Source organism: Streptomyces sp. 4N509B (genome assembly GCF_052245655.1).
Classification (GTDB): Bacteria; Actinomycetota; Actinomycetes; order Streptomycetales; family Streptomycetaceae; genus Streptomyces.
On sequence record NZ_JBQQBZ010000049.1, the window covers coordinates 18,332 to 40,171 of the forward strand.

At 75.5% G+C, this 21,840-nt stretch carries 20 protein-coding genes; 14 read left to right on the forward strand and 6 right to left on the reverse strand.

Annotated features, from left to right (window positions below; genetic code table 11):
- Nucleotides 1–12: 12 nt before the first annotated feature.
- The 3 genes from cydB (at nucleotide 13) to ACTWP5_RS29175 (ending at nucleotide 6,780) form a co-directional block, all read left to right on the forward strand.
- Complete coding sequence (gene cydB, locus ACTWP5_RS29165) at nucleotides 13–1,038, forward strand: cytochrome d ubiquinol oxidase subunit II (RefSeq protein WP_443224155.1); 1,026 nt, start codon at nucleotides 13–15, stop codon at nucleotides 1,036–1,038.
- Nucleotides 1,035–4,814, forward strand: a complete 3,780-nt coding sequence (cydD, locus tag ACTWP5_RS29170; RefSeq protein ID WP_443224156.1) for a thiol reductant ABC exporter subunit CydD — start codon at nucleotides 1,035–1,037, stop codon at nucleotides 4,812–4,814. The genes cydB and cydD overlap by 4 nt, the downstream gene beginning before the upstream one ends.
- A 142-nt stretch (nucleotides 4,815–4,956) precedes the next feature.
- Nucleotides 4,957–6,780: a GAF domain-containing sensor histidine kinase gene (locus ACTWP5_RS29175; protein WP_443224157.1), complete on the forward strand. Its 1,824-nt coding sequence runs from the start codon at nucleotides 4,957–4,959 to the stop codon at nucleotides 6,778–6,780.
- 89 nt (nucleotides 6,781–6,869) lie between these two features.
- On the opposite strand, the gene ACTWP5_RS29180 is transcribed toward ACTWP5_RS29175, so the two are convergent.
- Nucleotides 6,870–7,499 (reverse strand): CGNR zinc finger domain-containing protein, encoded by a 630-nt coding sequence (locus tag ACTWP5_RS29180; protein WP_443224184.1) that lies wholly within the window; start codon nucleotides 7,497–7,499, stop codon nucleotides 6,870–6,872.
- A 171-nt stretch (nucleotides 7,500–7,670) separates the two neighbouring features.
- Between ACTWP5_RS29180 and ACTWP5_RS29185 the strand changes: the two genes are divergently transcribed.
- Entirely contained in the window at nucleotides 7,671–8,516 is an 846-nt protein-coding gene (locus ACTWP5_RS29185) for a phosphodiesterase (protein ID WP_443224158.1), read from the forward strand.
- Nucleotides 8,517–8,529: 13 nt separating this feature from the next.
- The gene (locus ACTWP5_RS29190; RefSeq protein WP_443224159.1) at nucleotides 8,530–9,204 is read left to right on the forward strand and encodes a LysE family translocator; all 675 of its coding nucleotides are present in this window, start codon (nucleotides 8,530–8,532) and stop codon (nucleotides 9,202–9,204) included.
- Nucleotides 9,205–9,276: 72 nt separating this feature from the next.
- Here ACTWP5_RS29190 and ACTWP5_RS29195 read toward each other — a convergent pair whose 3' ends face one another.
- A complete protein-coding gene (locus ACTWP5_RS29195) occupies nucleotides 9,277–10,326 on the reverse strand; it encodes an LLM class flavin-dependent oxidoreductase (protein WP_443224160.1) in 1,050 nt (349 codons plus the stop codon).
- A 216-nt stretch (nucleotides 10,327–10,542) separates the two neighbouring features.
- Here ACTWP5_RS29195 and ACTWP5_RS29200 point away from each other — a divergent pair, with 216 nt between their 5' ends.
- The 4 genes from ACTWP5_RS29200 (at nucleotide 10,543) to ACTWP5_RS29215 (ending at nucleotide 13,402) form a co-directional block, all read left to right on the forward strand.
- On the forward strand, nucleotides 10,543–11,316 hold the full coding sequence (locus tag ACTWP5_RS29200) for an SDR family NAD(P)-dependent oxidoreductase (RefSeq protein WP_443224161.1): 774 nt from the start codon (nucleotides 10,543–10,545) through the stop codon (nucleotides 11,314–11,316).
- Nucleotides 11,317–11,409: 93 nt separating this feature from the next.
- A complete protein-coding gene (locus ACTWP5_RS29205) occupies nucleotides 11,410–12,108 on the forward strand; it encodes a sensor domain-containing protein (RefSeq protein WP_443224162.1) in 699 nt (232 codons plus the stop codon).
- Nucleotides 12,109–12,317: 209 nt separating this feature from the next.
- The gene (locus ACTWP5_RS29210) at nucleotides 12,318–12,656 is read left to right on the forward strand and encodes a hypothetical protein (RefSeq protein ID WP_443224163.1); all 339 of its coding nucleotides are present in this window, start codon (nucleotides 12,318–12,320) and stop codon (nucleotides 12,654–12,656) included.
- A 62-nt stretch (nucleotides 12,657–12,718) separates the two neighbouring features.
- Complete coding sequence (locus ACTWP5_RS29215; RefSeq protein ID WP_443224164.1) at nucleotides 12,719–13,402, forward strand: TIGR03086 family metal-binding protein; 684 nt, start codon at nucleotides 12,719–12,721, stop codon at nucleotides 13,400–13,402.
- 25 nt (nucleotides 13,403–13,427) lie between these two features.
- On the opposite strand, the gene ACTWP5_RS29220 is transcribed toward ACTWP5_RS29215, so the two are convergent.
- Nucleotides 13,428–14,819, reverse strand: a complete 1,392-nt coding sequence (locus ACTWP5_RS29220) for a VWA domain-containing protein (protein ID WP_443224165.1) — start codon at nucleotides 14,817–14,819, stop codon at nucleotides 13,428–13,430.
- Nucleotides 14,820–14,922: 103 nt separating this feature from the next.
- Here ACTWP5_RS29220 and ACTWP5_RS29225 point away from each other — a divergent pair, with 103 nt between their 5' ends.
- A complete protein-coding gene (locus tag ACTWP5_RS29225) occupies nucleotides 14,923–16,233 on the forward strand; it encodes an aldehyde dehydrogenase family protein (RefSeq protein WP_443224166.1) in 1,311 nt (436 codons plus the stop codon).
- 57 nt (nucleotides 16,234–16,290) lie between these two features.
- Nucleotides 16,291–16,623 carry a divalent-cation tolerance protein CutA gene (gene cutA, locus ACTWP5_RS29230; protein ID WP_443224167.1) on the forward strand — a complete coding sequence of 111 codons (333 nt, stop codon included), beginning with the start codon at nucleotides 16,291–16,293 and terminating at the stop codon, nucleotides 16,621–16,623.
- A 17-nt stretch (nucleotides 16,624–16,640) separates the two neighbouring features.
- On the opposite strand, the gene ACTWP5_RS29235 is transcribed toward cutA, so the two are convergent.
- On the reverse strand, nucleotides 16,641–17,519 hold the full coding sequence (locus tag ACTWP5_RS29235; RefSeq protein ID WP_443224168.1) for an NAD(P)H-binding protein: 879 nt from the start codon (nucleotides 17,517–17,519) through the stop codon (nucleotides 16,641–16,643).
- 82 nt (nucleotides 17,520–17,601) lie between these two features.
- Between ACTWP5_RS29235 and ACTWP5_RS29240 the strand changes: the two genes are divergently transcribed.
- Both ACTWP5_RS29240 and ACTWP5_RS29245 read left to right on the forward strand, forming a co-directional pair.
- Nucleotides 17,602–18,609: an AraC family transcriptional regulator gene (locus tag ACTWP5_RS29240; protein ID WP_443224169.1), complete on the forward strand. Its 1,008-nt coding sequence runs from the start codon at nucleotides 17,602–17,604 to the stop codon at nucleotides 18,607–18,609.
- A 92-nt stretch (nucleotides 18,610–18,701) separates the two neighbouring features.
- Entirely contained in the window at nucleotides 18,702–19,283 is a 582-nt protein-coding gene (locus tag ACTWP5_RS29245) for a flavoprotein (RefSeq protein ID WP_443224170.1), read from the forward strand.
- 117 nt (nucleotides 19,284–19,400) lie between these two features.
- Here ACTWP5_RS29245 and def read toward each other — a convergent pair whose 3' ends face one another.
- On the reverse strand, nucleotides 19,401–20,072 hold the full coding sequence (gene def / locus ACTWP5_RS29250; RefSeq protein WP_443224171.1) for a peptide deformylase: 672 nt from the start codon (nucleotides 20,070–20,072) through the stop codon (nucleotides 19,401–19,403).
- Between the two features lie 59 nt (nucleotides 20,073–20,131).
- Here def and ACTWP5_RS29255 point away from each other — a divergent pair, with 59 nt between their 5' ends.
- Nucleotides 20,132–20,767, forward strand: coding sequence for a helix-turn-helix domain-containing protein (locus tag ACTWP5_RS29255; protein WP_443224172.1), 636 nt, complete (start codon nucleotides 20,132–20,134; stop codon nucleotides 20,765–20,767).
- A 41-nt stretch (nucleotides 20,768–20,808) separates the two neighbouring features.
- Here ACTWP5_RS29255 and ACTWP5_RS29260 read toward each other — a convergent pair whose 3' ends face one another.
- The gene (locus ACTWP5_RS29260; protein ID WP_443224173.1) at nucleotides 20,809–21,840 is read right to left on the reverse strand and encodes a haloalkane dehalogenase; all 1,032 of its coding nucleotides are present in this window, start codon (nucleotides 21,838–21,840) and stop codon (nucleotides 20,809–20,811) included.

The window sequence follows — 21,840 nt, forward strand, 5'->3', positions numbered from 1 at the left end:
GGAGCGTGGTTCGTGGAACTCCCCGAGCTGTGGTTCGTCGTCATCGCCGTCCTGTGGACGGGCTACTTCTTCCTTGAGGGCTTCGACTTCGGCATCGGCGTGCTGACCGGTGTCCTGGCCCGCGACCGCGCCGAGCGGCGCGTCCTGATCAACACCATCGGACCGGTCTGGGACGGCAACGAGGTGTGGCTGCTGACGGCCGGCGGCGCCACCTTCGCCGCCTTCCCCGACTGGTACGCCACCCTCTTCTCCGGCTTCTACCTGCCGCTGCTGGCCGTCCTGCTCTGCCTCATCGTGCGCGGCGTCGCCTTCGAGTACCGCGCGAAGCGGCCCGAGGAGAGCTGGCAGCGCCGCTGGGAGCGGGCCATCTTCTGGTGCTCCCTGCTGCCGGCCTTCCTGTGGGGCCTGATCTTCGCCAACGTGGTGCGCGGCGTGCCGATCGACGCCGACGGCGAGTACGCCGGCGGCCTGCTGGACCTCCTCGGGCCGCACGCGCTGCTGGGCGGGGCCACCACCCTGGTGCTGTTCACCTTCCACGGCGCCGTCTTCGCCGCGCTCAAGACGGTGGGGGACATCCGCGCGCGGGCCCGGCGGACGGCCACCCGGCTGGGGGCCGCCGCGGTCCCGTTGGCCGTCGGGTTCCTGGTCTGGACCCAGGCCGACGGCGGCGGTGCGGGCAGCGACGGCGGCACGGGCGGCGGTGTGGGCTCGCTGGTCGCGCTCCTCCTCGCCGCGGGCGCGCTGCTCGCCGCGCTGGCGACGAACCGCGCCGGCCGCGAGGGCTGGGCCTTCGCCCTCTCCGGGGTGACCATCGCCGCCACCGTGGCCGCCCTGTTCCTCACGCTCTTCCCGGCCGTGATGCCCTCCTCGCTCGACGCGGCCTGGAGCCTGACCGTCGAGGGCTCCGCCTCCTCCCCCTACACGCTGCGCATCATGACCTGGTGCGCCGCGCTGGCCACCCCCGTCGTCATGCTCTACCAGGGCTGGACCTACTGGGTGTTCCGCAAGCGCATCGGCACCCAGCACCTCGCGTCATGACACGGCCCGTCGATCCCCGCCTGCTGCGCTACGCCCGCGCCACGCGCGGCTTCCTCCTCGCATCGGTCGCGCTCGGCCTCGCGGGGGCCGGGCTGGTCATCACGCAGGCCGTGCTGCTGGCCGAGGTCATCGCGCGGGCGGTGACCTCGGGGGCGGACGTGGGCGAGCTGCGCGGACCGCTGCTCGGCCTGCTCGCCGTCACCGTGGGCCGCGCGGCCGTCGCCTACCTCACCGGGCTGGCGGCCCACCGCGCCAGCGCCGCCGTCAAGTCCGAGCTGCGGCTGCGGCTGCTGGACCACGCGTCCGGCACGCTGGGGCCCGCCTGGCTGACGGGCCAGCGGACCGGCGAGCTGACCGCCCTGGCCACGCGCGGCGTCGACGCGCTCGACGCCTACTTCTCCCGGTACCTGCCGCAGCTCGGCCTCGCCGCCGTGGTGCCGGTGGCGGTGCTGGCCCGCATCCTCACCGAGGACTGGATCGCCGCCGTCACCATCGCGGTCACGCTGCCGCTGATCCCGCTGTTCATGGTGCTGATCGGCTGGGCCACCCAGGCCCAGACCAAGCGGCAGTGGCGGGCGCTGGCCCGGCTCTCGGGCCACTTCCTCGACGTCGTCACCGGCCTCACGACGTTGAAGGTCTTCGGCCGCGCCACGGCCCAGGCGGAGGCCATCCGCACGATCACGGGTGACTACCGGCGCGCCACCCTGCGCACCCTGCGCGTGGCGTTCCTCTCCAGCTTCGCCCTGGAGCTGCTGGCGACCGTCTCGGTGGCGCTGGTGGCGGTCGGCGTCGGCATGCGGCTGGTCCACGGCGACCTCGACCTGGCGACGGGCCTGGTCGTGCTGATCCTCGCCCCCGAGGCGTACCTGCCGCTGCGCCAGGTGGGCGCGGAGTTCCACGCCGCGCAGGAAGGGCTCGCGGCGGCCGAGGAGGTCTTCGACGTCCTCGACACGCCGCCCCCGCCGCGCGGTACCGAGGCCGCCCCGGACGTGCGGGGGGCGACGATCGCCGTCGAACGGCTCGTCGTCCGGCACGAGGGCCGGACCGCCGACGCCCTGGCCGCGACCAGCCTCACCGTCGCGCCGGGGGAGACCCTGGCACTCACCGGCCCCTCGGGCGGAGGCAAGTCGACGCTGCTCGCCGCGTTGCTGGGCTTCGCGCGCCCCGCGGCCGGCCGCGTCCTCGTCGGCGGACGGGACCTGAACGAGCTCGACCTCGCGGGGTGGCACCGACAGGTCGCGTGGGTGCCGCAGCGCCCGCACCTCGTGGCCGGGACCGTCGCGGAGAACGTGCGGCTGGCCCGGCCAGAGGCCGACGACGACGCCGTGGCGGCGGCGCTGGTGGAGGCGGCGGCCAGCGAGCTGGACCCCCGTCGGGAGGTCGGTGACGGGGGCGTGGGCCTGTCGGCCGGGCAGCGGCAACGGGTCGCGCTGGCGCGGGCGTTCCTCGCCGACCGGCCGTTGCTGCTGCTCGACGAGCCGACGGCGGCGTTGGACGGCGCGACCGAGGCGGCGGTGGTGGCGGCGATTCGCCGCGCGGCGGCGCGGCCGGGCCGCACGGTGGTGCTGGTCACCCACCGGCCCGCGCTGCTGGCCGCGGCCGACCGGGTGTTTCACGTGGAACCACGGGTGCCTCACGGGGAACCGCCGGCCTCTCACGGGGAACCGCGGGTGTTTCACGTGGAACCGAGCGTCGCCGGGCTCGGGCGGCACCGCCCGACGGCTGCCGGCCCTCTGTCCTCGGCCCATGCCGAGCCGAGGGCAGGAGCGGGCAACGGCCCCGGGGGCGCGAGGACCGCGGCCGGACGGGCCAGGCCGCTCGCGCGGGTGCGGGCGGCGGGGGCCGCGCGACGCGGCCGGCTGGCGCTGGCGACCGTGCTCGGCGCGCTGACCCTGGCGAGTTCGGTGGGGCTGATGGCCACCTCGGGCTGGCTGATCTCCCGCGCCTGGGAGCAGCCGCCGATCCTCTACCTCATGATCGCGGTGACGGCGACCCGCGCCTTCGGCATCGGCCGCGCCGTCTTCCGCTACGCCGAACGCCTCGTCGGCCACGACGCGGTGTTGCGCATCCTCGCCGAGCTCCGGGTGACGACCTACCGGCGCCTCGCCCGTCTGGCACCGTTCCACGGCGACGTCTCCTCCGGCGGTCGGCCCGACGGCGGGCGCGGCCACGAGGACGACGACCCCGGTCGCGGCGGCGTCGGTGGTGAGCCGCGCGAGCGGACAGGCCGGTCCGGCGAGTCCGACCGGGACAACCGGGGCGACCGGGGCGACCGGGGCGAGCTGCTGGCGCGGCTCGTCTCGGACGTCGACGCGCTCCAGGACTACTTCCTGCGCTGGCTGCTCCCCGTGGCCGCCGCAGCCCTGGTCTCGCTGGCCGCCGTGGCCTTCACCGGCTGGCTGCTGCCCGCCGCCGGCCTCGCCCTGGCGTGCGGACTGCTGGTGGCCGGCGTCGCGGTCCCGGCACTGGCCGGGGCCGTGGCGCGACGAGCCGAGCGGCAGGTGGCGCCGGCCCGCGGGGTGCTGACCTCCCACGCCCTGGGCCTGCTGACCGGCACCGCCGAACTCACGGTGGCCGGCGCCCTGCCCGCGAGGAGAGCCGCCGTGGCCGCCGCCGACGCACGGCTGACGGCGCTCGGGGCGCGTTCCGCCGCCGCCCTGGCGCTGGGCGGCGGCCTGACCGCCCTCACCACGGGCCTCACCGTCACCGCGGCCGCGTGGCTCGGCGTCGGAGCCGTCGCGGACGGCCGCCTCGCGGGGGTGTGGCTGGCCACCGTCGTGCTCGTGCCGCTCGCCGCCGCCGAGGCCGTGGCGGGTCTGCCGCAGGCGGTCCAGCACCGGCAGCGCGTGACGCGGGCGGCCGAACGCATCCACGAGATCACCGACGCGCGGCCTGCCGTGCGCGAGCCCGCCCGCCCCGTGGCGGCGCCGGCCAGCCCCTTCCCGCTCCGGGTCGACGGGCTGGCCGCCCGCTACCCCGGGCGGGCCCGGGAGGGTGCCGTGCCCGCGCTGGCGCTCGACGGGATCGACCTGGAGCTGACCGCCGGACGCCGTGTCGCGGTGGTCGGGCCCTCGGGGTCCGGCAAGAGCACCCTGGCGCACTGCCTGCTCCGCTTCCTCGACCCGGTCCGCGGCGGCTACACCCTCGGCGTGGGGGCGACCCCCGCCACGGAGCTCGACGGCGACGCGGTGCGCCGGGCCGTCGGCCTGTGCGCGCAGGACGCGCACCTCTTCGCCAGCAGCCTCCGCGAGAACCTGCGGCTGGCCCGGCCCGACGCCGACGAGGCGGCGTTGCGCGCCGCCCTGTCGGCGGCCCGCCTGCTGGAGTGGGCCGACGGCCTCCCGCAGGGCCTGGACACCCCCGTCGGGGAGCACGGCGCCCGCCTCTCCGGCGGTCAGCGGCAGCGGCTCGCCCTGGCGCGGGCCCTGCTCGCGGACTTCCCCGTGCTCGTCCTCGACGAGCCGGCCGAGCACCTCGACCCGCCCACGGCCGACGCGCTCACCGCCGACCTGTTGGCGGCCACGCAGGGCCGCGCCACGGTGCTGATCACCCACCGCCTGGCCGCGCTCTCCGAGGAGACCGTCGACGAGGTGCTGGTCCTCGACGCCGGGCGGGTCGTCCAGCGGGGCCGCTACGCGGCGCTGGCGGCGGAGAGCGCCGGGCCGTTCCGGCGCATGCTCGACCGCGAGGCGGCGAGCGAGGCCCGGAGGACCGGGAGGGCGGCGGCCGGAACGGAGCCGGTGGGTGCCGGGCTGCGAGTTGGGAGCGCGGGCTGAGAGCACGGACTGGGAGCACGGGCTGAGAGCGCGGACTGAGAGCGCGGCCGAGAACACCGGCCGAGCGTCGTCCACCCCCGCCGCGCCGCTGTTCTCCCTTTCCGACTTTCTCCGCCAATCGTCACAAACTACGATCCTTGTCATGGAGGGGATCGCCCCCGAACTGGCCCGCCGCATGCCGCGCCTGCTCCAGACCCTGGAGTACCTCGCCGGCGACGTAGAGCTGCGCACCCAGCTCGACCGCGTCGTCACGGCCGCCGCCGAGCTGGTCGGCGCCCGCTGCGGCGCCCTCGCGGTGCTCAACGAGGACGGGAGCGGCGTCGGCGAGTTCGTCACCCACGGCGTCCCCGAGGCGCCGGACGCCGCGGACGCCGAGGGTCCGGACGAGCAGACGGCGGAGCACCGCCGACGCGAGCTGATCCGGGCCATGCGCCAGGACGTCAACGCCACCGACGCGCGGCTCCTCGCCGAGATCTCCGCCGACCCGCGCTGCGCCGGCTTCCCGCCCAGCCAGCCCCGCCCCCGCTCGCTGACCGGCGTCCCCATCCGCGTCCACAGCGCCGGCTACGGCGCGCTCTACCTCGCCGACAAGACCGACGGCGGCCCCTTCACCCCCGACGACCGGCAGCTCATGCGGATCCTCGCCACCGGCGCCGGCATCGCCGTCAGCAACGCCCGCCTCCACGAGGCCGTCCGCCAGCAGGCCCGCTGGATGGACGGCAGCCTGGAGCTGACGCTCTCGCTCCTCTCCGAGGACGGCGCGGGCGACAACGCCCTGGCCGTCGTCGCGGAGCAGGCCAGGCGGCTGGCCCACACCGCCGTCGCCGTCATCCTCGAACCCCGCGCCGGATCCCGCGCGGGAGCCCGCGCCGAGCCCTTCGCCGAGCCCTTCGGCGAACCCCACGGCGAACCCCACGCCGCGCCGGGCGACGAACCGGGCGACGACCGCGCCGGTCGCGACGGTCGCGACGGCACGCGGGGCCCGGACATGCTGGAGGTGGTCGCCGTGAGCGCCGACGAGCCCAGCGGGCTGCTCGGCGCCGTCGTCCCCGCCGACTCCTCGCCGCTGCGGCGGGTCCTGGCCGGCGAGCCCGTCTTCATCGACGACCCGGGCACCGTCGCCGAGCCCTTCATCGACGCCGCCCTCGTCAGCCGCTACGGGCCACGCATGGCGCTGCCGCTGGCCAGCGACGGCCGAACCGTCGGCGTCCTGGCGGTGGCACGCGCGCGCGGCGCCGTCCCGTTCACCGTGCCGGAACGGGCCCTGGCCACGCAGTTCGCCCAGCAGGCCGCCCTCGCCCTCGTCCTGGTCCGCGCCCGGGTGGACCGCGAGCAGCTCGCCGTCCTGGAGGACCGTGACCGCATCGCGCGTGACCTGCACGACCTCGTCATCCAGCGACTCTTCGCCGTCGGCATGATCCTGGAGGGCGCCGAGCGCGCCAGCCGCCCGCGCGCGCCCAACGTCGCCGTCAGGATCGACTCGGCCGCGCGTGAACTGGACGCCACCATCCAGGAGATCCGCACCGCGATCTTCGCCCTCCAACAGCCGCCGGACGAGGTCCCCAGGGGCCTGCGCACCCGCGTGCTGCGGGAGACCGGCGCCGCCGGGCAGACCCTCGGCTTCACGCCCTCGGTCTCCTTCGCCGGCCCGGTCGACGTCAGGGTGCCGGAGAACGTGGCGAACAACCTCGTCGCGGCGCTACGCGAGGCCCTCTCCAACGCCGCGCGCCACGCCGACCCGAGCCGCGTCGAGGTCACCGTCGAGGTGGCCGACGACCAGGTGCGGCTCACCGTCACGGACAACGGTGTCGGCCTGCCCCAGCCGGGCGGCGCCGACCCGGCCGCCGAGAGCGGCCTGCGCAACCTCCGCCGCCGCGCCGAGGAGCTGGGCGGCTCGGCGCAGCTCAGCGCCGGGCCCGAGGGCCAGGGGACGACCGTGAGCTGGCAGGCGCCGCTGGAACGGTGACGAGGTGAGGGGAGGGGAGGGGGACAGGGAAGAGGACGGAGGGGAGGGGAGGGGGCGGAGAAGGAAGAAGGACGGAACGCGCGGGGCGGTCAGCCGACGCGTCGGCGCTGGTGGTGGCGGGCGACGCGGGCCCGGTTGCCGCACGACGGCTTGCACCACTCCTGACGGCCGTGGCCCTTCACGAAGTACCGCACGCAGCGCGGCGCGGTGCAGGCGCGCAGCTTCTCGCGCCACGGGCCGGCCAGGAAGTCCATCGCGGCACGGGCCAGCTCGGCGGTCAGGCGGTCCGTCGCGTCGGCCCCGCCGCCAGGACCCGGCAGCTGCCGCACCCTCGGCGGCCTCTCGTTCGCCCCTTCCTCCTCCTCCCACTCCAGGCGGGGTGTGAGGGGCACGCGGGCGGCGGCGGCGTTGAGCCGGGCGACGGCCTGCGGGGTGGGGAGCAGACGGTTCGCGTCGGCCGGGCTCGGCGGCCCGGGACGCACCGCGCGCGCGAGGAGCGCCCGCACCGCCTGCCGCACCTCGACCACCGCCCGCCGCGCCGCCTCGTCCGCGACGAAGCCCGCGGCCGCCCCCGGGTGGGACTCGTCGAGCAGGCCCGCCGCCTGCTGCGTGCGCACCCACTCCGTGAGCCCCGCCGTCGTCGCCAGGTCGTCGGCGACTCCGCCGCTGCCGTCGTGCCGGATCGTGCCGGCCAGCTCCAGCGCCAGGAAGCCTTCCACCCTCACGTCCCTTCCTCCGACCGCCGGCACGAAGCGTCGCGGTCGCGGACGCGGTGCCGCGTTGTGTCGTGCCGCGTTGTGTCGTGCCGGGGCCGGATCGCCGTCAGACTAATGGAAAGAACCATCCTATCCATTAGGATGCGCTCGACCCCGAGAGACAAGGATCCGGGTATGCCGCTGCTGGCCCACATCAGTGACCTCCACCTCGACGGCACTCCGCGCGCCTCCGCCCGCGCCCGCCGCGTCGTCGACCACCTGCGGACGCTCCCCCAGCCCGTCGACGCCGTGCTCGTCACGGGCGACATCGCCGACCACGGCGACCCGGCCGAGTACGAGGAGGCCGCCCGCCTGCTGGCCGCCCTCCCGTACCCCGTCCTCACCTGCCCCGGCAACCACGACGCCCGTGCCGCGTTCCGCAAGGCGCTGCTCGACGAACCGCCGAGCGAGGAGCCGATCAACCGCCTCCACCACGTCGCCGACACCGCGATCCTCATGTGCGACAGCACCATCCCCGGCCGGGACGAGGGGCTTCTCGACGACGACACCCTCGCCTGGATCGACGCCACCCTCAGCGACCTCCCCACCGCCACGCCCGCGCTGCTCGCGTTCCACCAGCCGCCCGTCGCGCTGCACCACCCCCTGCCCGACTCCATGAACCTGCTCCGCCCCCACGACCTCGCCGCGCTGCTCCGCTCCCACCCGAACGTCGCCGCCGTCCTCACCGGCCACGCCCACACCGCCGCCGCCTCCACGTTCGCCGGGCGCCCGGTGGTGGTAGGCCCTGCCGTCACGTGGACGCTGCGCATGGCGTGGGAGGGGGAGGGGGCCGCCGACCGCGAGCAGCCGCCGGGCCTCGCGTTCCACATCCTCGCCACGGACGGGGACGGGCACGAAGACGGGGACGGGGACGGGGACGGCGGTGGCGAGGGCCTGAGGCTGACCACCCACTTCCGGGTTCTCCCCCTCGACGCCGCCACCGCAGCCGCCACCGCCGCCACCGCCGACACCGCCGTCTGACGGACGGCGCGCGATGCCCCACGGCCACGCCGTCGCGGCCTTCGTCGTCGCGATCCTCCCCCTCGTCGCCACGCCGGGTGCCAGCCTGACGCTGCTCGTGCAGCGGGTGGGCGACAGCGGCCCCCGCCAGGCCGTGCCGGTCATCCTCGGCACGGCCACCGGCCTCTACGTCCACGCCGGTCTCGCCGCCGTCGGCCTGTCCGCGCTCGTCATGCGCTCCAGCCAGGCGTTCACCGTCGTGCGCCTGGCCGGGGCGGCCTACCTCGTCGCGCTGGGCGTGTGGACCTGGCGCTCCCACCGCGCCGCGCACCGCCGCCGCCGCCGCCGCCGCCGAACGACGCTCCGGCCGTCCCAGCCGTCCCTCTCCGCCCGCGCGCCCTCCCCCGACGTCCGGGCACGCACCACGTACGTCCAGGCGCTCCTCGCCAACGTCCTCAACCCCAAGGCCGCCTCGGTCTTCCTCACCCTCGTACCGCAGTTCCTCGACCCCGAACGGCGCCTCGCCCCCCAGATCCTCACGCTCGCGACCGCCCAGGCCGCCCTCGTCGCCTGCTGGCTCGCGGCCTGGACCGGGGTCGTCGCCCGCGCCGCCCACGTCCTGCGCTCCCCCCGCTTCACGGCCCTGCTCGGCCGCGTCACCGCCGCCGTCCTCGTCGCGCTCGGCCTCCGCGCCGCCGTCACGACGTAGAGCGCGGGAACGGCGGCGGCGCGCCGGTGGTGCGGGAACGGCAGCGGTGCGCGAGCGCGGAGCGCGGAGCGCTCAGCCGAACGCCGGCATGATCTCGTCGTGGACGAGCCGCAGCTGCGTGGCCACGTCCGCGACCCCGTCCAGGTCACGTCCGGTGAACGCCTTCACCAGACCGCGGTCGGTGATGGCGCAGATCATGTGGTTGACGCCGGCCGGCGCGATCTCCTCGCGGATCTTCGCCACGCACTCGGCGGGCGTGCCGGAGACCGACAGCCGGTCCGCGACCTCGGGACTGGTCAGCTCGATGCCGCGCGCCAGGTCCCCGGCCGCGATCGCGTCGATGACCGGCTGGAGCTCCGCCGGGTCGACGCCGTTGCGCCGCAGCTGCTCGGCCGGCATGGAGGAGGCGTAGATCCCGACCATGCTGCGGGCCGCCTCCTTCGCCGTGGCCGAGTCCGGGCCGGTCGCGAAGACCACCCACGCCCCGATGTCCAGGGTCCGCCAGTCCTTCCCGGCCCGCTCGGCGCCGGCGCGGATGTGGCGGACGGCGTAGTCGTACGCCTCGCGGGTGTAGCTGAGCGCGTGGTGGCAGCCGTCGGCCAACGCGCCGGCCGCCTCGAAGGACTTCGGCCCCCGCATCGCCCCCAGCATCACCGGCACCCGCCGCTGCACGGGCCGGGCGAAGGTGAACAGCCCGTCGTAGGTGTAGAACTCCCCGTCGAACGTGACGACGCCGTCGTCGAGGAGCGCGCGGACGGCGTGCAGGGCCTCCTTCACGCGCGACAGCGGGCGGGTCCGCCGCCAGTCCATGCCGTACTGGGCCAGCAGCCCGAAGTTCCCGCTGGACAGCACGCCCTCCGCCCGCCCGCCGGACAGCTCGTCGAGCGTCGCGAGGGACTGGGCGATCAGGCTCGGCTCGCGCAGCGTGACCGGGGAGACGCTGGGGCCGAAACGTATGCGGCTGGTCTGGCCGGCGGCGACGGCGAACAGCTGCCACAGGTCCTTGTGCCAGGTCTCGTCGGCCGCGTAGCAGGCGTGGAAGCCGAGTTCGTCGGCGACGCGGATCGCGGCCAGGGACTCGTCGAGGGGATAGTCGGGGAGAAGGGCGTAGCTGAACCTCACGGGCACCACCCGGGTCGGGGTCGGAGGACGTTCCCGTCACCATGCCCGACCCGGGCCGTCTCCCATGAGGGGTGTGTGCGCCACATCGTCCGCCCACGCGGCGGTGACGGCCGTGGCGCCCGGTGACGGCCGTGGCGCCACGTGACGACGGTGGCGTCCGGTGACGACGGTGGCGGACGTGGCACGGGGCCGTGGCGAGGGGTTACGTTGTCCGACATGACGTCACACGCCACACCCCGAACCGCCCCCCGCACCGTCGTGATCAGCGGCGGCGGCACGGGGATCGGGCTGGCCGCCGCCCGCTGCTTCGCGCGGGACGGGGACACCGTGGTGCTGATCGGGCGCCGGGCCGAGGTGCTGGAGCGGGCCGCCGCCGGGATCGAGGGCGCCGTGGCCTGCCCCGCCGACCTCACCCAGCCGGAGGAGGCCGCCCGCGCGGCGGCGTTCGTCGCCGAACGGTTCGGCGCGGTGGACGTCCTCGTCAACAACGCCGGCGGCAGCGGCGGCCTCGAACCGGCCCCCGAGACGAAGGACCCGTTGACCGTCGTCGCCCACGACTGGACGGTCACCTTCCGCCTCAACACCCTCACCGCCGTCCTGCTGACGGAGGCGCTCCGCGACCACCTCGCCTCGCCGGGCGGCCGGGTGCTGTTCCTCTCCTCCATCGCCGCCTACCGCGGCTCGGGCTCCGGCGCCTACGCGGCGAGCAAGGCCGCGCTCCACCCCTACGTCCACGACCTCGCCCGCGCGCTCGGCCCGCGCGGCGTCACGGTCAACATCGTCGCGCCCGGCGTCGTCGACGACACCGAGTTCTTCGGCGACCGCATGACGCAGGCGCGCCACCAGCGGCTGGTCGACGAGACGCACACCGGCCGGGCCGCCACCCCGGGCGACGTCGCCGAGACCCTCCACTGGCTGGCCTCGCACGCCGCGTCCCACATCACCTCCCAGGTCCTCCAGGTCAACGGCGGCGCGGAGCGCGGCCACTGACGCGCGGCCACCGACGTAGGGGGGCTGGCACCACCCCCGGGAGGTGGCCTGGGCGGCTCGTCGTGGCGGGGCACGGGGCGGATCGTGGAACCCATGGACACGACGACGAGCAACACGGCGGTCGACGCGACGGCGAACAGGACGGCCAACGGCACGGCGGCGAACGACGCGGCGGCGAACGACGCGACGACCGCCCGCGCCTCCGCCGCCGGCTTCGGCAACGCGCTCAGCTACCTGCTGTCCGGTCTGCCGCTCGGCATCGCGGCGTTCACCTGCGCCGTCACCGGCTTCGCCCTCGCCCTCGGCACCCTCGTCATCTGGATCGGGCTCCCGATCCTGACCGGCACCCTCCTGCTGAGCGGCTTCTTCGCGAACCTCGAACGCCGCCGCGTCGCGGTCCTCGGCGGCCCGCGCCACCCACAGCCGCCGCCACCGACCCGCACGCCGCCACGCCCGACGGGCGTGCTGGGCGCCCTCAACGACCCGCGGCCCTGGCTCGACCTCGCCCACGCGCTGCTGTCCTTCCCGTTGCGCGTCGTCTCGTTCTGCGTCGCCCTGACCTGGACCGTCGGCGGCGTCGGCGAGCTGCTGTACGTCACCTGGTCCTGGTCGCTGCCGCGTGACGAGGGCGAGACCGGGCTGCTGGACCTGATGATCGACGTCTCCTCGCGCGGCGCCGACATCGCGTTCCACACGGCCGTCGGCGTCGTGCTGCTCGCGACGGCGCTGCCCGTGGTGCGCGCCCTCACCGCCGCACAGACGGGCCTGGCCCGCGCTCTGCTCAGGCCCTGACGGCGTCGCGCTCCGACCGGCGGTCACCGGGGTCTTGTGTTCGATGGCGTTCGATATCAGGCTCCTTCTCGCTGAGCACGGAACACGAAGCACGGAGCACGGAGCACGGACACGCACTGCCCCAACAACCGTGGAGGAACGTGGAGATGAGACCGACGCGGACCCGGACTCGGACCCGGACTCGGTACGCGCGAAGGACCGTCGGCGCCGTGATGGCGGCGGTGGCCGCGCTGGGCACGGGCCTGGTGGCGACGGCGCCGCCCGCGAGCGCGGCCCCCAGCGACTGCCGGCTGGTCCCGGAGGCGCCCTACGGCAACGTCGGGGGCGGCGGCGTCTTCTGCCCCGCGGGCGCCGGCACCTTCACCTACCGTGCGGTCGTCGACTGCTACGACGGCTACCCGAACTCCTCCAACCCGCAGTACGTCGGCACCTACGAGGGCCCGTGGGTGCGGGCCAGCCTGACCGAGGACACGAACTCCACGGTCCAGTGCCACGGCCACGTCCCGGGCTCCGGCATCGGCTTCAACGCCCGCATCGAGCTGGGTTAAATCCGCGACGTCCGGCGGCTCGACGGCGATGAGTTTCGGGCCGCCGGCCGGTCTCCCCTCGTATGACGACCCACGACAACGGCAACGACAACGGCAGCGACAACGCCCCCGCCGCCAACGCGCCCGACGACGACGCGCGGCGGCTCCTGGACCTGGGGCCCGTCGCGCGGCAGCTGGCAGGGCTGCTCGACGGCGTGGAGGAGCGGCACTACGACCGGCCCACCCCCTGCCCGGACTACACGGTGCGGGAGCTGCTGGGCCACCTGCTGGGGCTGACCCTGGCGTTCACGGCGGCGGCGCGGAAGGAGTTCGGGCCGCTGACGGCGACCGACCCGGGGAGCGCCCCGCCGCCACCGTTGACCGAGGACTGGCGGGAGCGGCTGCGCCGGCAGCTCGACGAGCTGGTCGCGGCCTGGCGCGACCCGGCGGCGTGGGAGGGCGACACCCAGGCCGGCGGCATCACCTTCCCCGCGTCCGTCGCCGGTCCCGTGGCCCTCAACGAGGTGCTGCTGCACGGCTGGGACCTGGCCCGCGCCACCGGTCAGCCGTACGTCGTCGAGGACGAGGCGAGCCTGGGCGCGTCCACCGCGCTGCTGTCGCAGCAGACCAGCCCGGAGGAACGTGAGGGCACCGGCTTCGGGCCCGTGGTACCGGTGGCGGGGGACGCCTCGCCGCTGGACCGGGTCGTCGGGCTCAGCGGGCGCTCGCCGGACTGGTCGCCGCCCTCGCCGCCCTCGGCGCCGTAGCGGACCGGCCGGAACGCGGCGAGCGTCAGCGGAGGATGCCGTGCTGGCGGGCGGCCCTCAGCCACGAGGGGAACTCCGTCAGCACCAGCTCGTACAGCTCCTCGTCGCTCAGGCTCCTGATGTCCGGGACCGAGAAGAAGCCCACGTTGTCGACCGTGCGGCCGGGCAGGGTGTCGTAGCGTTCGAGGATGCCGAAGTCGGCCGTCCCGAGGCCGACGAACTGCCAGAAGATCGGCTCGGCGGTGGCGGCGCGCAGCTCGGCCTCGATCTCGGCGTTCTTGTGCACGCCCCCGTCGGAGTAGAAGAGCACGAGGGTCGGCTCGGGCGAGGGGTGGGCGCGGACGTACGCCCGGACCTGGGCGATGACCTTCTGTTCCTCGTTGAAGATGCCGACGGTGCGCATGTCCGCCTGTCCCGGCTGGAGCTTGCGGTTCCGCAGCCACCGTGCGCTGCCGAAGAGGTTCGCCTCGCCGACGCGGACGTGGAGGCGGACCCAGTCGGGCAGCTCGCCGAGGTGGAGGTCGGGGAGCCGGACGGCGTTGCTGGCGAAGGTCCACGCCTGCATGCCGCCGTCGTCGTCGAGGGCGGCGGCGACGGCGGCCATGCGTTCGACGGTGTCGGCGACGACGCCGGTGGAGTAGAGGGTCGTCATCGACCCCGAGGCGTCGAGGACGAGGATGACGCGCGCCCTCACGTCGGCGGCGCCCCGCTTGGCGAGGCTGACGGCGACCTGCGCCTTGCGGAGCGAGAGCCGCTTGCGCATGTCGATGGGCAACGCCTCCTCGCCCTTGGTCAGGCGGGGAGCCGAAGCCGGCGGCGGGACCGAAGCCGGGTGCGCGACGGACGCCGCAGCCGCCGGGGCCGGCCCCGGCGGCGTGGCGGGCGCGTCGTCCACCGTGATGCCGAAGTCCGTGGCCAGCCCGGCCAGCCCCGAGGCGTACCCCTGCCCCACGGCCCTGAACCTCCACTGCCCGCCCCGCCGGTACAGCTCGCCGCTGACGAAGGCCGTCTCCGTCGTCGCGTCCGTCATCTCGAAACGCGCCAGCTCCGCCCCGTCCGCGCCGCCCGCCCCGTCGAGCAGCCGCAGCCGCAACCCCGCGAGCTGCCCGAAGGTCCCGCCGTCGGCCGAGGCGGCGAGCACCACCCGCTCCACCTCCGGCTCCAGCGCCGTCAGGTCCACGGCCACCGTGTCGGCCCCCGGGCGCTTGCCCTCGTGGCGCACGGCTCCGGAGGCGTGGTGCGGCTGGTTGTAGAAGACGAGGTCGCCGTCGCCGCGCACCCGTCCCGTGCCGGTGAGCAGGAGCGCCGAGGCGTCGGCGTCGACCGCGCCGGGCGTCCACCCGAGCTCCGCCCGCACCGTCGTGACCCCGGCCGGCAGCGGAACGTTGGCGCCCTTGGCCAGTGCTCTCCCCGTCATGCCGTCAGTCTGCCAGTCGGTTCGCCAGGCGGTTTGCCCCCATGCGGGTGCTACGATCGCCCACCGTCGTTGCCCCGCGAGCCCGTACGGTGAAAGGACGCCCGTGACCAGCGACGAAAGCCGCGCGAACCACGCCCACCAGCAGACCTCCGGGACCTCCGGGCCCTCCGGGACCTTCGAGCTCGTGCGGTCCTGCGCCGAGCGCGCCCGCCGCGGCAGCGCCGCGCTCGACCGCGCGAGCGACGCCGACATCGACGCCGCGCTGCGCCTCATGGCGGAGCGCCTTCCGACGGCGCGCGAGGCGCTCCTGGCCGCCAACGAGGAGGACATCGCGGCGGCCGTCTCCGCCGGCATGTCCCCCGCCCTCCTCGACCGGCTGCGGCTGACGGGCTCGCGCCTGGACGCCATGGCGGCCGAGCTGCGCACGCTCGCGGACGTGCCCCACGAGCCGCGCGACCGGGTGCTGGAGGAACGCGGGGACGGCCTCACGCTGCTGGAGCGGCGCCGCCCCGTCGGCGTCATCGGCGCGAACTTCGAGGCCCGGCCGAACGTGACCCTCGACATCGCCTCGCAGTTCCTGAAGTCGCGCAACGGCGGCGTCCTGCGCACCGGCTCGGCGGCGCTGCGCTCCTCCCGCGCCGTCGTGGACCACGTCATCGCGCCGGCCCTGCGCGACACCGGGCTCGACCCTGACGCCGTCCAGCTCGTGCCCAGCGAGGACCGCGCGGCGGCGTACGCGCTGGTGGCGCTGCCCGACCTCGTTCCCCTGGTCATCCTGCGCGGCAGCGGCGACAGCACCCGCGAGCTCGGCCGGGAGGCCGCGCGGCACGGCGTCCGCACCCTCGCGCACGCCGACGGCGGCGGCGTGCTCTACGTCGACGGCACCGCCGACGAGCAGGCCGTCCACCGCCTCGTCGTCGACAGCCTCGACCGGCTCGGCGTCTGCAACCGCCTGAACCTCCTGCTCATCGACCGCCCCGTCTACGAGACGCGGCTGCCCGGCGTGCTGAAGGCCCTCGACGAGTTGGGCGTCGCCGCCTCCCTCCCACCCCACGACCACCCGCGCGGCTACGAGTGGTCACTCGATCCGGACCGCTCCGCCACGGTGACGATCGACGCCGCCGACGGGCCGCTGGACGCGGCGCGGATCGCCAACGAGGAGACGTCGGGGCTGGCCGCGGGCATCGCCACGGAGGACGAGGAAGCCGCCGCCGGCTTCCTCAACGCCTACGCGGGCTCCGGCGTGTTCTGGAACTCCACCACCCGGCTGCTGGACGGCTTCAAGCTGCTGCGGCTGCCGGAGACCGGAATCAACATCGACCGCGTGCCGGGCCCCCGCGGCCCCGTCAGCTTCCGCGACCTGTACCTGCGGCAGTACGTGGTCGTCCCGACGGGGCGCGGCCTCGGCGGCTGAGCCGGGACGGGGCGCGCGCACCCACGGCACCACGGCACCACGGCACAGGAGGCAGACGTGGCCAGGCACCTCACCGTCCTCACCACGACGGACAGCCGGGAGGAGGCGGAGCGGCTCGCCCGTTCCGCCGTCGAGGCCCGGCTGGCCGCCTGCGCGCAGATCGACGGGCCCGTCACCAGCGTCTACCGGTGGGACGGCGAGGTCACCGCCGACCAGGAGTGGCGCGTGCTGTACAAGACCACCGCCGACCGGTACGAGGCCCTCGAGGCGCACCTCCTCGGAGCCCACAGCTACGACACCCCCGAGGTCATCGCCGCCGACATCACCCACGGCAGCGCCGGCTACCTCGCCTGGCTCGACGAGGAGACCCGCGCCCGCGCCGAACCCTGACCGCCGGCGGGGCCTCCCTACGACCAGGCGCCGGAGGCGGCGGCCCGCGCCGCGTAGGTCCCGAAGTCGATCGGGTCACGGCCCAGGACCCGCCGCACGCCGTCGCCCGGCTCGGCGAAGTGGCCCGCGCGCATCAGGGCGTAGAGCTCGTCGAACTCGTCGGCGACCTCGGCCGGCAGGCCCTCCGCCAGCAGCTCCGCGCGGTACTCCTCGGGCGTGACCTCCTCGTAGCGCATCGGCCGCCCGGCCGCCTCGGCGATCGTCGCGACGGCCTCGGCGAAGGTGATCGCCCGTGGCCCCGACAGCTCGTACACCCGCCCGTGGTGCTCGCCCTCCGCCGAGGTCAGCACGGCGGCGGCGACGTCGGCGATGTCCTGGGCGTCGACGAACGGCTCGGGCACCGGGCCCGCCGGCAGGGCCAGGCGGCCGGCCCGCAGGGGGGCGTGCCAGGCGTCCTCGTCGAAGTTCTGGTGGAAGTTGTTCGGGCGCAGGATCGTCCACTCGACGTCTGCGCCCCCCACGGCGCGGAGGGCGCCGACGGCCCGCTCGGCGGCGGCCATGCCCTGGAAGTAGGGCGGCTTGACCTGCTCGATGCCACGGGCGGAGAGCACGACGAGGCGGCGGACGCCCGCCGCCGTCGCCTGCTCGACGAAGGGCTCGGCCATCGCCGGGTCCCAGGGGGCCATCAGGTAGACGGCCGAGGCGCCGTCGAGGGCCGCCGCCCAGGTGTCCCGGTCGTCCCAGTCGAACCGTGTCTCGCCCGAGCGGGACGCCGCCCGGACGTCCCGACCCGCCGCCCGCAGCGTGCCGACCAGGCGCCGCCCGGTCTTCCCCGTCCCGCCGAGGACGAGGATCGGGCCCGTGTGTGTCGTTGTCGTTGTCGTTGTCGTCGTCATGTCCGCCAGTCAACGGGGCGGGGCGCGGCGCGGACATGGGCCGTCGTCCGCCGTCCCTGCGTGATCGTCCTACGCTGAACACATGGACGAGCCGGCTCCCTTCTCCGCTCCGGTCGACCCCGTCGACCCCCTCGACCCCCTCGACCCCGTCGGTCCTGACCACCCGTTCGACCAGCTGCTGCGGGGCGTCCGTGCCGACGGCGGGCGCATGGAGCGCAGGGAGCTGCCCGCGCCGTGGGTCCTGTCCCTCCCCGAGGAGACGTCGCCGGAGTCCCTGACGCTGTACGCGCCGCTGCGCGGCGAGGTGTGGTTCGCGGCCGGCGACGGACGCGGGCCCGTGCCGTTGCGCGTCGGAGACGCCGTGGTCGCGCACGGCCGGACCGCGCGGACCGTGACGCTGTCGGGTGCCGAAGGCACCGAACTGCTGGTCGGCACCTACCAGGTGCGGGGCGCGGTGGCGCGGCGCCTGCTCGGGGTGCTGCCACCCGCGTTCGCCGTGCCCGGCGGCGAGGGCTGCGCGGAGGTGCTCGACGTCGTCAGGGCGCAGGCCGCCGCCTGCCGGCAGACGGGGCGGCAGGTCGTCCTCGACCGCCTGCTCGACTGGCTGCTCGTGTGCACCCTGCGCAGCTGGTTCGACGACTCCCCCGAGACCTCCGCCGAGACGTCGCCTGAGACGTCGCCCGGGGCCTCCCCCGGCTGGTTCCGCGCGGTGGGCGACGCGACGATCGGCCCGGCGTTGCGCGCCCTGCACGCCGCGCCCGAGCGGCCGTGGACCCTGGCCGCGCTGGCCCGCGAGGCGGGCGTGTCGCGCTCGACGTTCGCCGGCCGCTTCACGCGGCTGGTCGGCGAGCCGCCGCTGACGTACCTCACCGGCTGGCGGATGGCCCTGGCCGCCGACCTCCTGACCGGCTCCACCGCCACCGTCGCCGCCGTGGCCCACCAGGTCGGCTACGCGGACGCGTTCGGCTTCAGCGCCGCGTTCAAGCGCGTCCACGGCGTCAGCCCGAGCGCGTACCGCGAGGGGGAGCGCGCGGGGGAGCGCGCCGGGGACACGGCAGGCGCGGCGCCTCCGTACTGCTGCCCCGCCTGACGAGAACGGTCACGGGCGGGCGGCACGCTCCGCGATTCCCTCGCCACAGCGTGTGCTTGCGCCCCGGGATCCCCGGCCGCTGGACTGGGGGCATGACCACGAACGAGAGCCGCGTGCTCTACCTGCTGGGCTCCGCCGCGCCGCCCGTCCTGAAGATCGCCGACGTCGTCACGCGGGCGAGGGCGGACGGCTGGGACGTCTGCCTGGGCCTGACGCCCATGGCCGCGCGGTGGCTGGGTGACCAGCTGTCGGAGTTGGAGGCGCTGACCGGTCGCCCGGTGCGCAGCGACCACATCCTGCCGGGCGTCCCGAACCCGTGGCCGGAGGCGGACGTGGCGATCCTCGCGCCCGGCACGTTCAACACGATCAACCAGTGGGCTCTCGGGCTCGCCGACACGTTCGTCACGAGCTTCCTCGCGCAGAGCGTCGCCCGGGGCACGCCGACCGTCGCGCTGCCGTGCGTGAACACCGCCCACGCGCGGCACGTCCAGTTCGAGCGCAGCGTGGAGGCGCTCCGCTCGATGGAGGTCAGCGTCCTGTACGGCGGCGAGGACGGCTTCGTGCCCCAGCCACACGGACAGGGACACCTCGTCCCCTACCCCTGGGACCGCGCCTTCGCCGAGGCCGAACGGCTCCTGAACGCCGAGCGGCAGCACCCCGTCAACGCCGTCTGAGGCGCGCGCTCGCCGGCCCGAGCCGCGAACGGCCCGAGGCACGAACGGCCCGGAGCGCTCCGGGCCGTTCGCCGGCCCCGCTCGCCGGCCCCGTCCCCCGCCGATTCACCCACCGGCTCACCCGGCGCTCTCGCCGGCGAGCTTCCTGGCGAGCGCGGCGCGCCGCGCGAACACCTCGTCCATCGACTCGGCCATCTGCCGCATCGCCGCCCGCCGTTCGCGCTGCGAGAGCCGCTCCAGGTACAGCTGGCCGTGGAGATGGTCCGTCTCGTGCTGGAGACAGCGCGCGAAGTATCCCCTGCCCTCGACCACCAACGGCCTGCCGTCCTTGTCCCGGCCGCGCACGACGGCGCGGTCGAGGCGGGCCACCGGGCGGTAGGCGCCCGGGACGGACAGGCACCCCTCAAGCTCCTCGACCAGCCGACGCTGGTCGGCCGGCGTGTCCTCCAGCACGGGGTTGACGACGTGTCCGACGTGCCGGACGCCCCAGTCGTCCGTCATGTCCCACACGAACAGCCGCAGGTCCACGCCGACCTGGTTGGCCGCGATCGCCGCGCCCTCGGCCACGTGGTTGGTGGCGAACATGTCGTCGATCAGCCGCGACAGCTCCGGCGTGCCGAAGCGCGTCACCTCCCGGCACGGACGGGCGAGGACCTCCTCGCCCACGACGGTGACGCGACGCACCGTGCCCCGGCCCACCTCGGGCGGGAGCGGCGGATACGACGCGACCGGCTCGCCCTGCACGCGCACACGGCGATCCTCCGTGGTCCCGCCGAACCGAACATCCATGGAACAGCCGCCTTCCACCATTCCGTCAGCACTTTGCAAAGCAGTGTAGACTTTGCAAAGTGCGCGACGACATCCCCCGACCGGCCTCCGACGCTCCAGCCGGCGCACGGCCCCGCGCGGGGACGGGCCGGGCCCGGCGCCTGCTCCCCGACCATCCCGTGCGCGTCGCCCTGCTCGACCTGCTCGCCGAGGTCGGCACCGTCACGGCCACCACGGCCGCTGCACGCCTCGGACACAGCTCCGGCCTGTGCTCCTTCCACCTCCGCCAACTCGCCCGGCACGGCCTGATCGAGGAGGCGCCACACGACGGCGGCCGGGCACGGCCGTGGCGGCTGCGGTGGGAGTCGCCCGACGAGGGCGGACAGGAGAGCGAGCAGGCGACGGCCGGGCGGCAGGCCACGGAGGAGTTCACCGGGCTCGCCCGCGGCCTGGAGGACGAGAGCTACGAACGCTGGCTGGCACGCCGGGACCAGGCGCCCGAGGAGTGGCGGCACGATCCGTCCTTCAGCACCGTGCTGCACCTGACCCCGGACGAGACGGCCGAGCTCGCCGCCGCCGTCCGCCGCCTGCTGGCCCCCTATCGCGATCGGGACGGGCGGCCGAACGCCGAAACCCCGGGCGCGGCGCCCGTCGCCGTGGTCGCCCGCCTCTTCCCCCTCCTGGGCGACTGCCGGGGCGCACCCCCTCCCGCGTGACACCGGCCCTGACAGCCCTGCCGGCCCCCCGGCCCCGTCCGTCACGCCGTGCCGACCCCGGCGGGCGTCGACCGGACGAAGTCCGCGACCAACGCGGCCAGCTCCCCGCCCCAATCCTCCTGGAGGAAGTGCCCGGCGCCCTCGAGGACGGCGTGCGGCTGCCCGTGGGCGCCCGGGACGCGGGCGCTGAGCGCCGTGTGGTCACCGCCGCTGACGCTGTCCTCGGCGCCGAACACGCACAGGAACGGCAGGGTCAGGGTCTCCAGCACACGCCACGCGCCGCGCAGCGCCTCGCTCGCCGGGTCGTCCGGCGAGATCGGGATGATCAGCGGGAACTGCCGGACTCCCGCCAGGTACTCCTCGTCGGGGAACGGCGCGTCGTACGCCGCCAGCACCGCCGGGTCCAGGACACCGGCCGACGCCGAGCCCGCCGCCACGACGCCGCTCGGGCGGAACGTCTCCGGATAGGCCCGCTGGCTGAACTGGAACCACCGCGCCAGGTGCTGCCACCCGGGGCCGAGGTCCTTCTCGCCGGTGTCGAGGCCGGTGTTGACCGCGACGACGCGCCGGAACCGGTCCGGGTGCTCCGCGAGCAGCCGCAGTCCGAGCGCGCCGCCCCAGTCGTGACAGACCAGCGTCACGTCGGTGAGGTCCAGGCGGTCGAGGAGCGCCTCCCGCAGCCAGTCGGTGTGGCTCTGGTAGCTGTGGGCGAGGCGCGCGACGGGCTTGTCGGAGCGCCCGAAGCCGACGAGGTCGGGCGCGACGCAACGGTGCCCGGCGGCCACGAGCGGCGGGATGACGTGCCGCCACAGGTAGCTCCAGGACGGGTTGCCGTGCAGCAGCACGATCGTCTCCGCGCCGGACTCCGCGCCGGACTCGGCCGCCGCGCCGTCGGCGGGCCGCTCGTCGAGGTGGTGGACGCGGAGACGGGTACCGGCCCCGTCGCCGGCCGCGACGGTGACGTAGTGCGGGGCGAAGGGAAAGTCGGGGAGCCCGCCGAAGCGCTCGTCGGGGGTACGGACGACGGCCATGGGCTTCGCGGGCGGGGTGGAGGGTGTCGGGTTCTCGTTCAC

What these genes read in the sequence shown, in the direction of transcription:
- ACTWP5_RS29220 (WP_443224165.1), bottom strand. Translation starts at nt 14,819, where the DNA reads ATGACGGGGAGAGCACTGGCCAAGGGCGCCAACGTTCCGCTGCCGGCC.
- ACTWP5_RS29245 (WP_443224170.1), top strand. Translation starts at nt 18,702, where the DNA reads ATGACCACGAACGAGAGCCGCGTGCTCTACCTGCTGGGCTCCGCCGCG.
- ACTWP5_RS29190 (WP_443224159.1), top strand. Translation starts at nt 8,530, where the DNA reads ATGCCCCACGGCCACGCCGTCGCGGCCTTCGTCGTCGCGATCCTCCCC.
- cydD (WP_443224156.1), top strand. Translation starts at nt 1,035, where the DNA reads ATGACACGGCCCGTCGATCCCCGCCTGCTGCGCTACGCCCGCGCCACG.
- def (WP_443224171.1), bottom strand. Translation starts at nt 20,072, where the DNA reads ATGGATGTTCGGTTCGGCGGGACCACGGAGGATCGCCGTGTGCGCGTG.
- ACTWP5_RS29240 (WP_443224169.1), top strand. Translation starts at nt 17,602, where the DNA reads ATGGACGAGCCGGCTCCCTTCTCCGCTCCGGTCGACCCCGTCGACCCC.
- ACTWP5_RS29200 (WP_443224161.1), top strand. Translation starts at nt 10,543, where the DNA reads ATGACGTCACACGCCACACCCCGAACCGCCCCCCGCACCGTCGTGATC.
- ACTWP5_RS29205 (WP_443224162.1), top strand. Translation starts at nt 11,410, where the DNA reads ATGGACACGACGACGAGCAACACGGCGGTCGACGCGACGGCGAACAGG.
- ACTWP5_RS29185 (WP_443224158.1), top strand. Translation starts at nt 7,671, where the DNA reads ATGCCGCTGCTGGCCCACATCAGTGACCTCCACCTCGACGGCACTCCG.
- ACTWP5_RS29215 (WP_443224164.1), top strand. Translation starts at nt 12,719, where the DNA reads ATGACGACCCACGACAACGGCAACGACAACGGCAGCGACAACGCCCCC.
- ACTWP5_RS29175 (WP_443224157.1), top strand. Translation starts at nt 4,957, where the DNA reads ATGGAGGGGATCGCCCCCGAACTGGCCCGCCGCATGCCGCGCCTGCTC.
- ACTWP5_RS29235 (WP_443224168.1), bottom strand. Translation starts at nt 17,519, where the DNA reads ATGACGACGACAACGACAACGACAACGACACACACGGGCCCGATCCTC.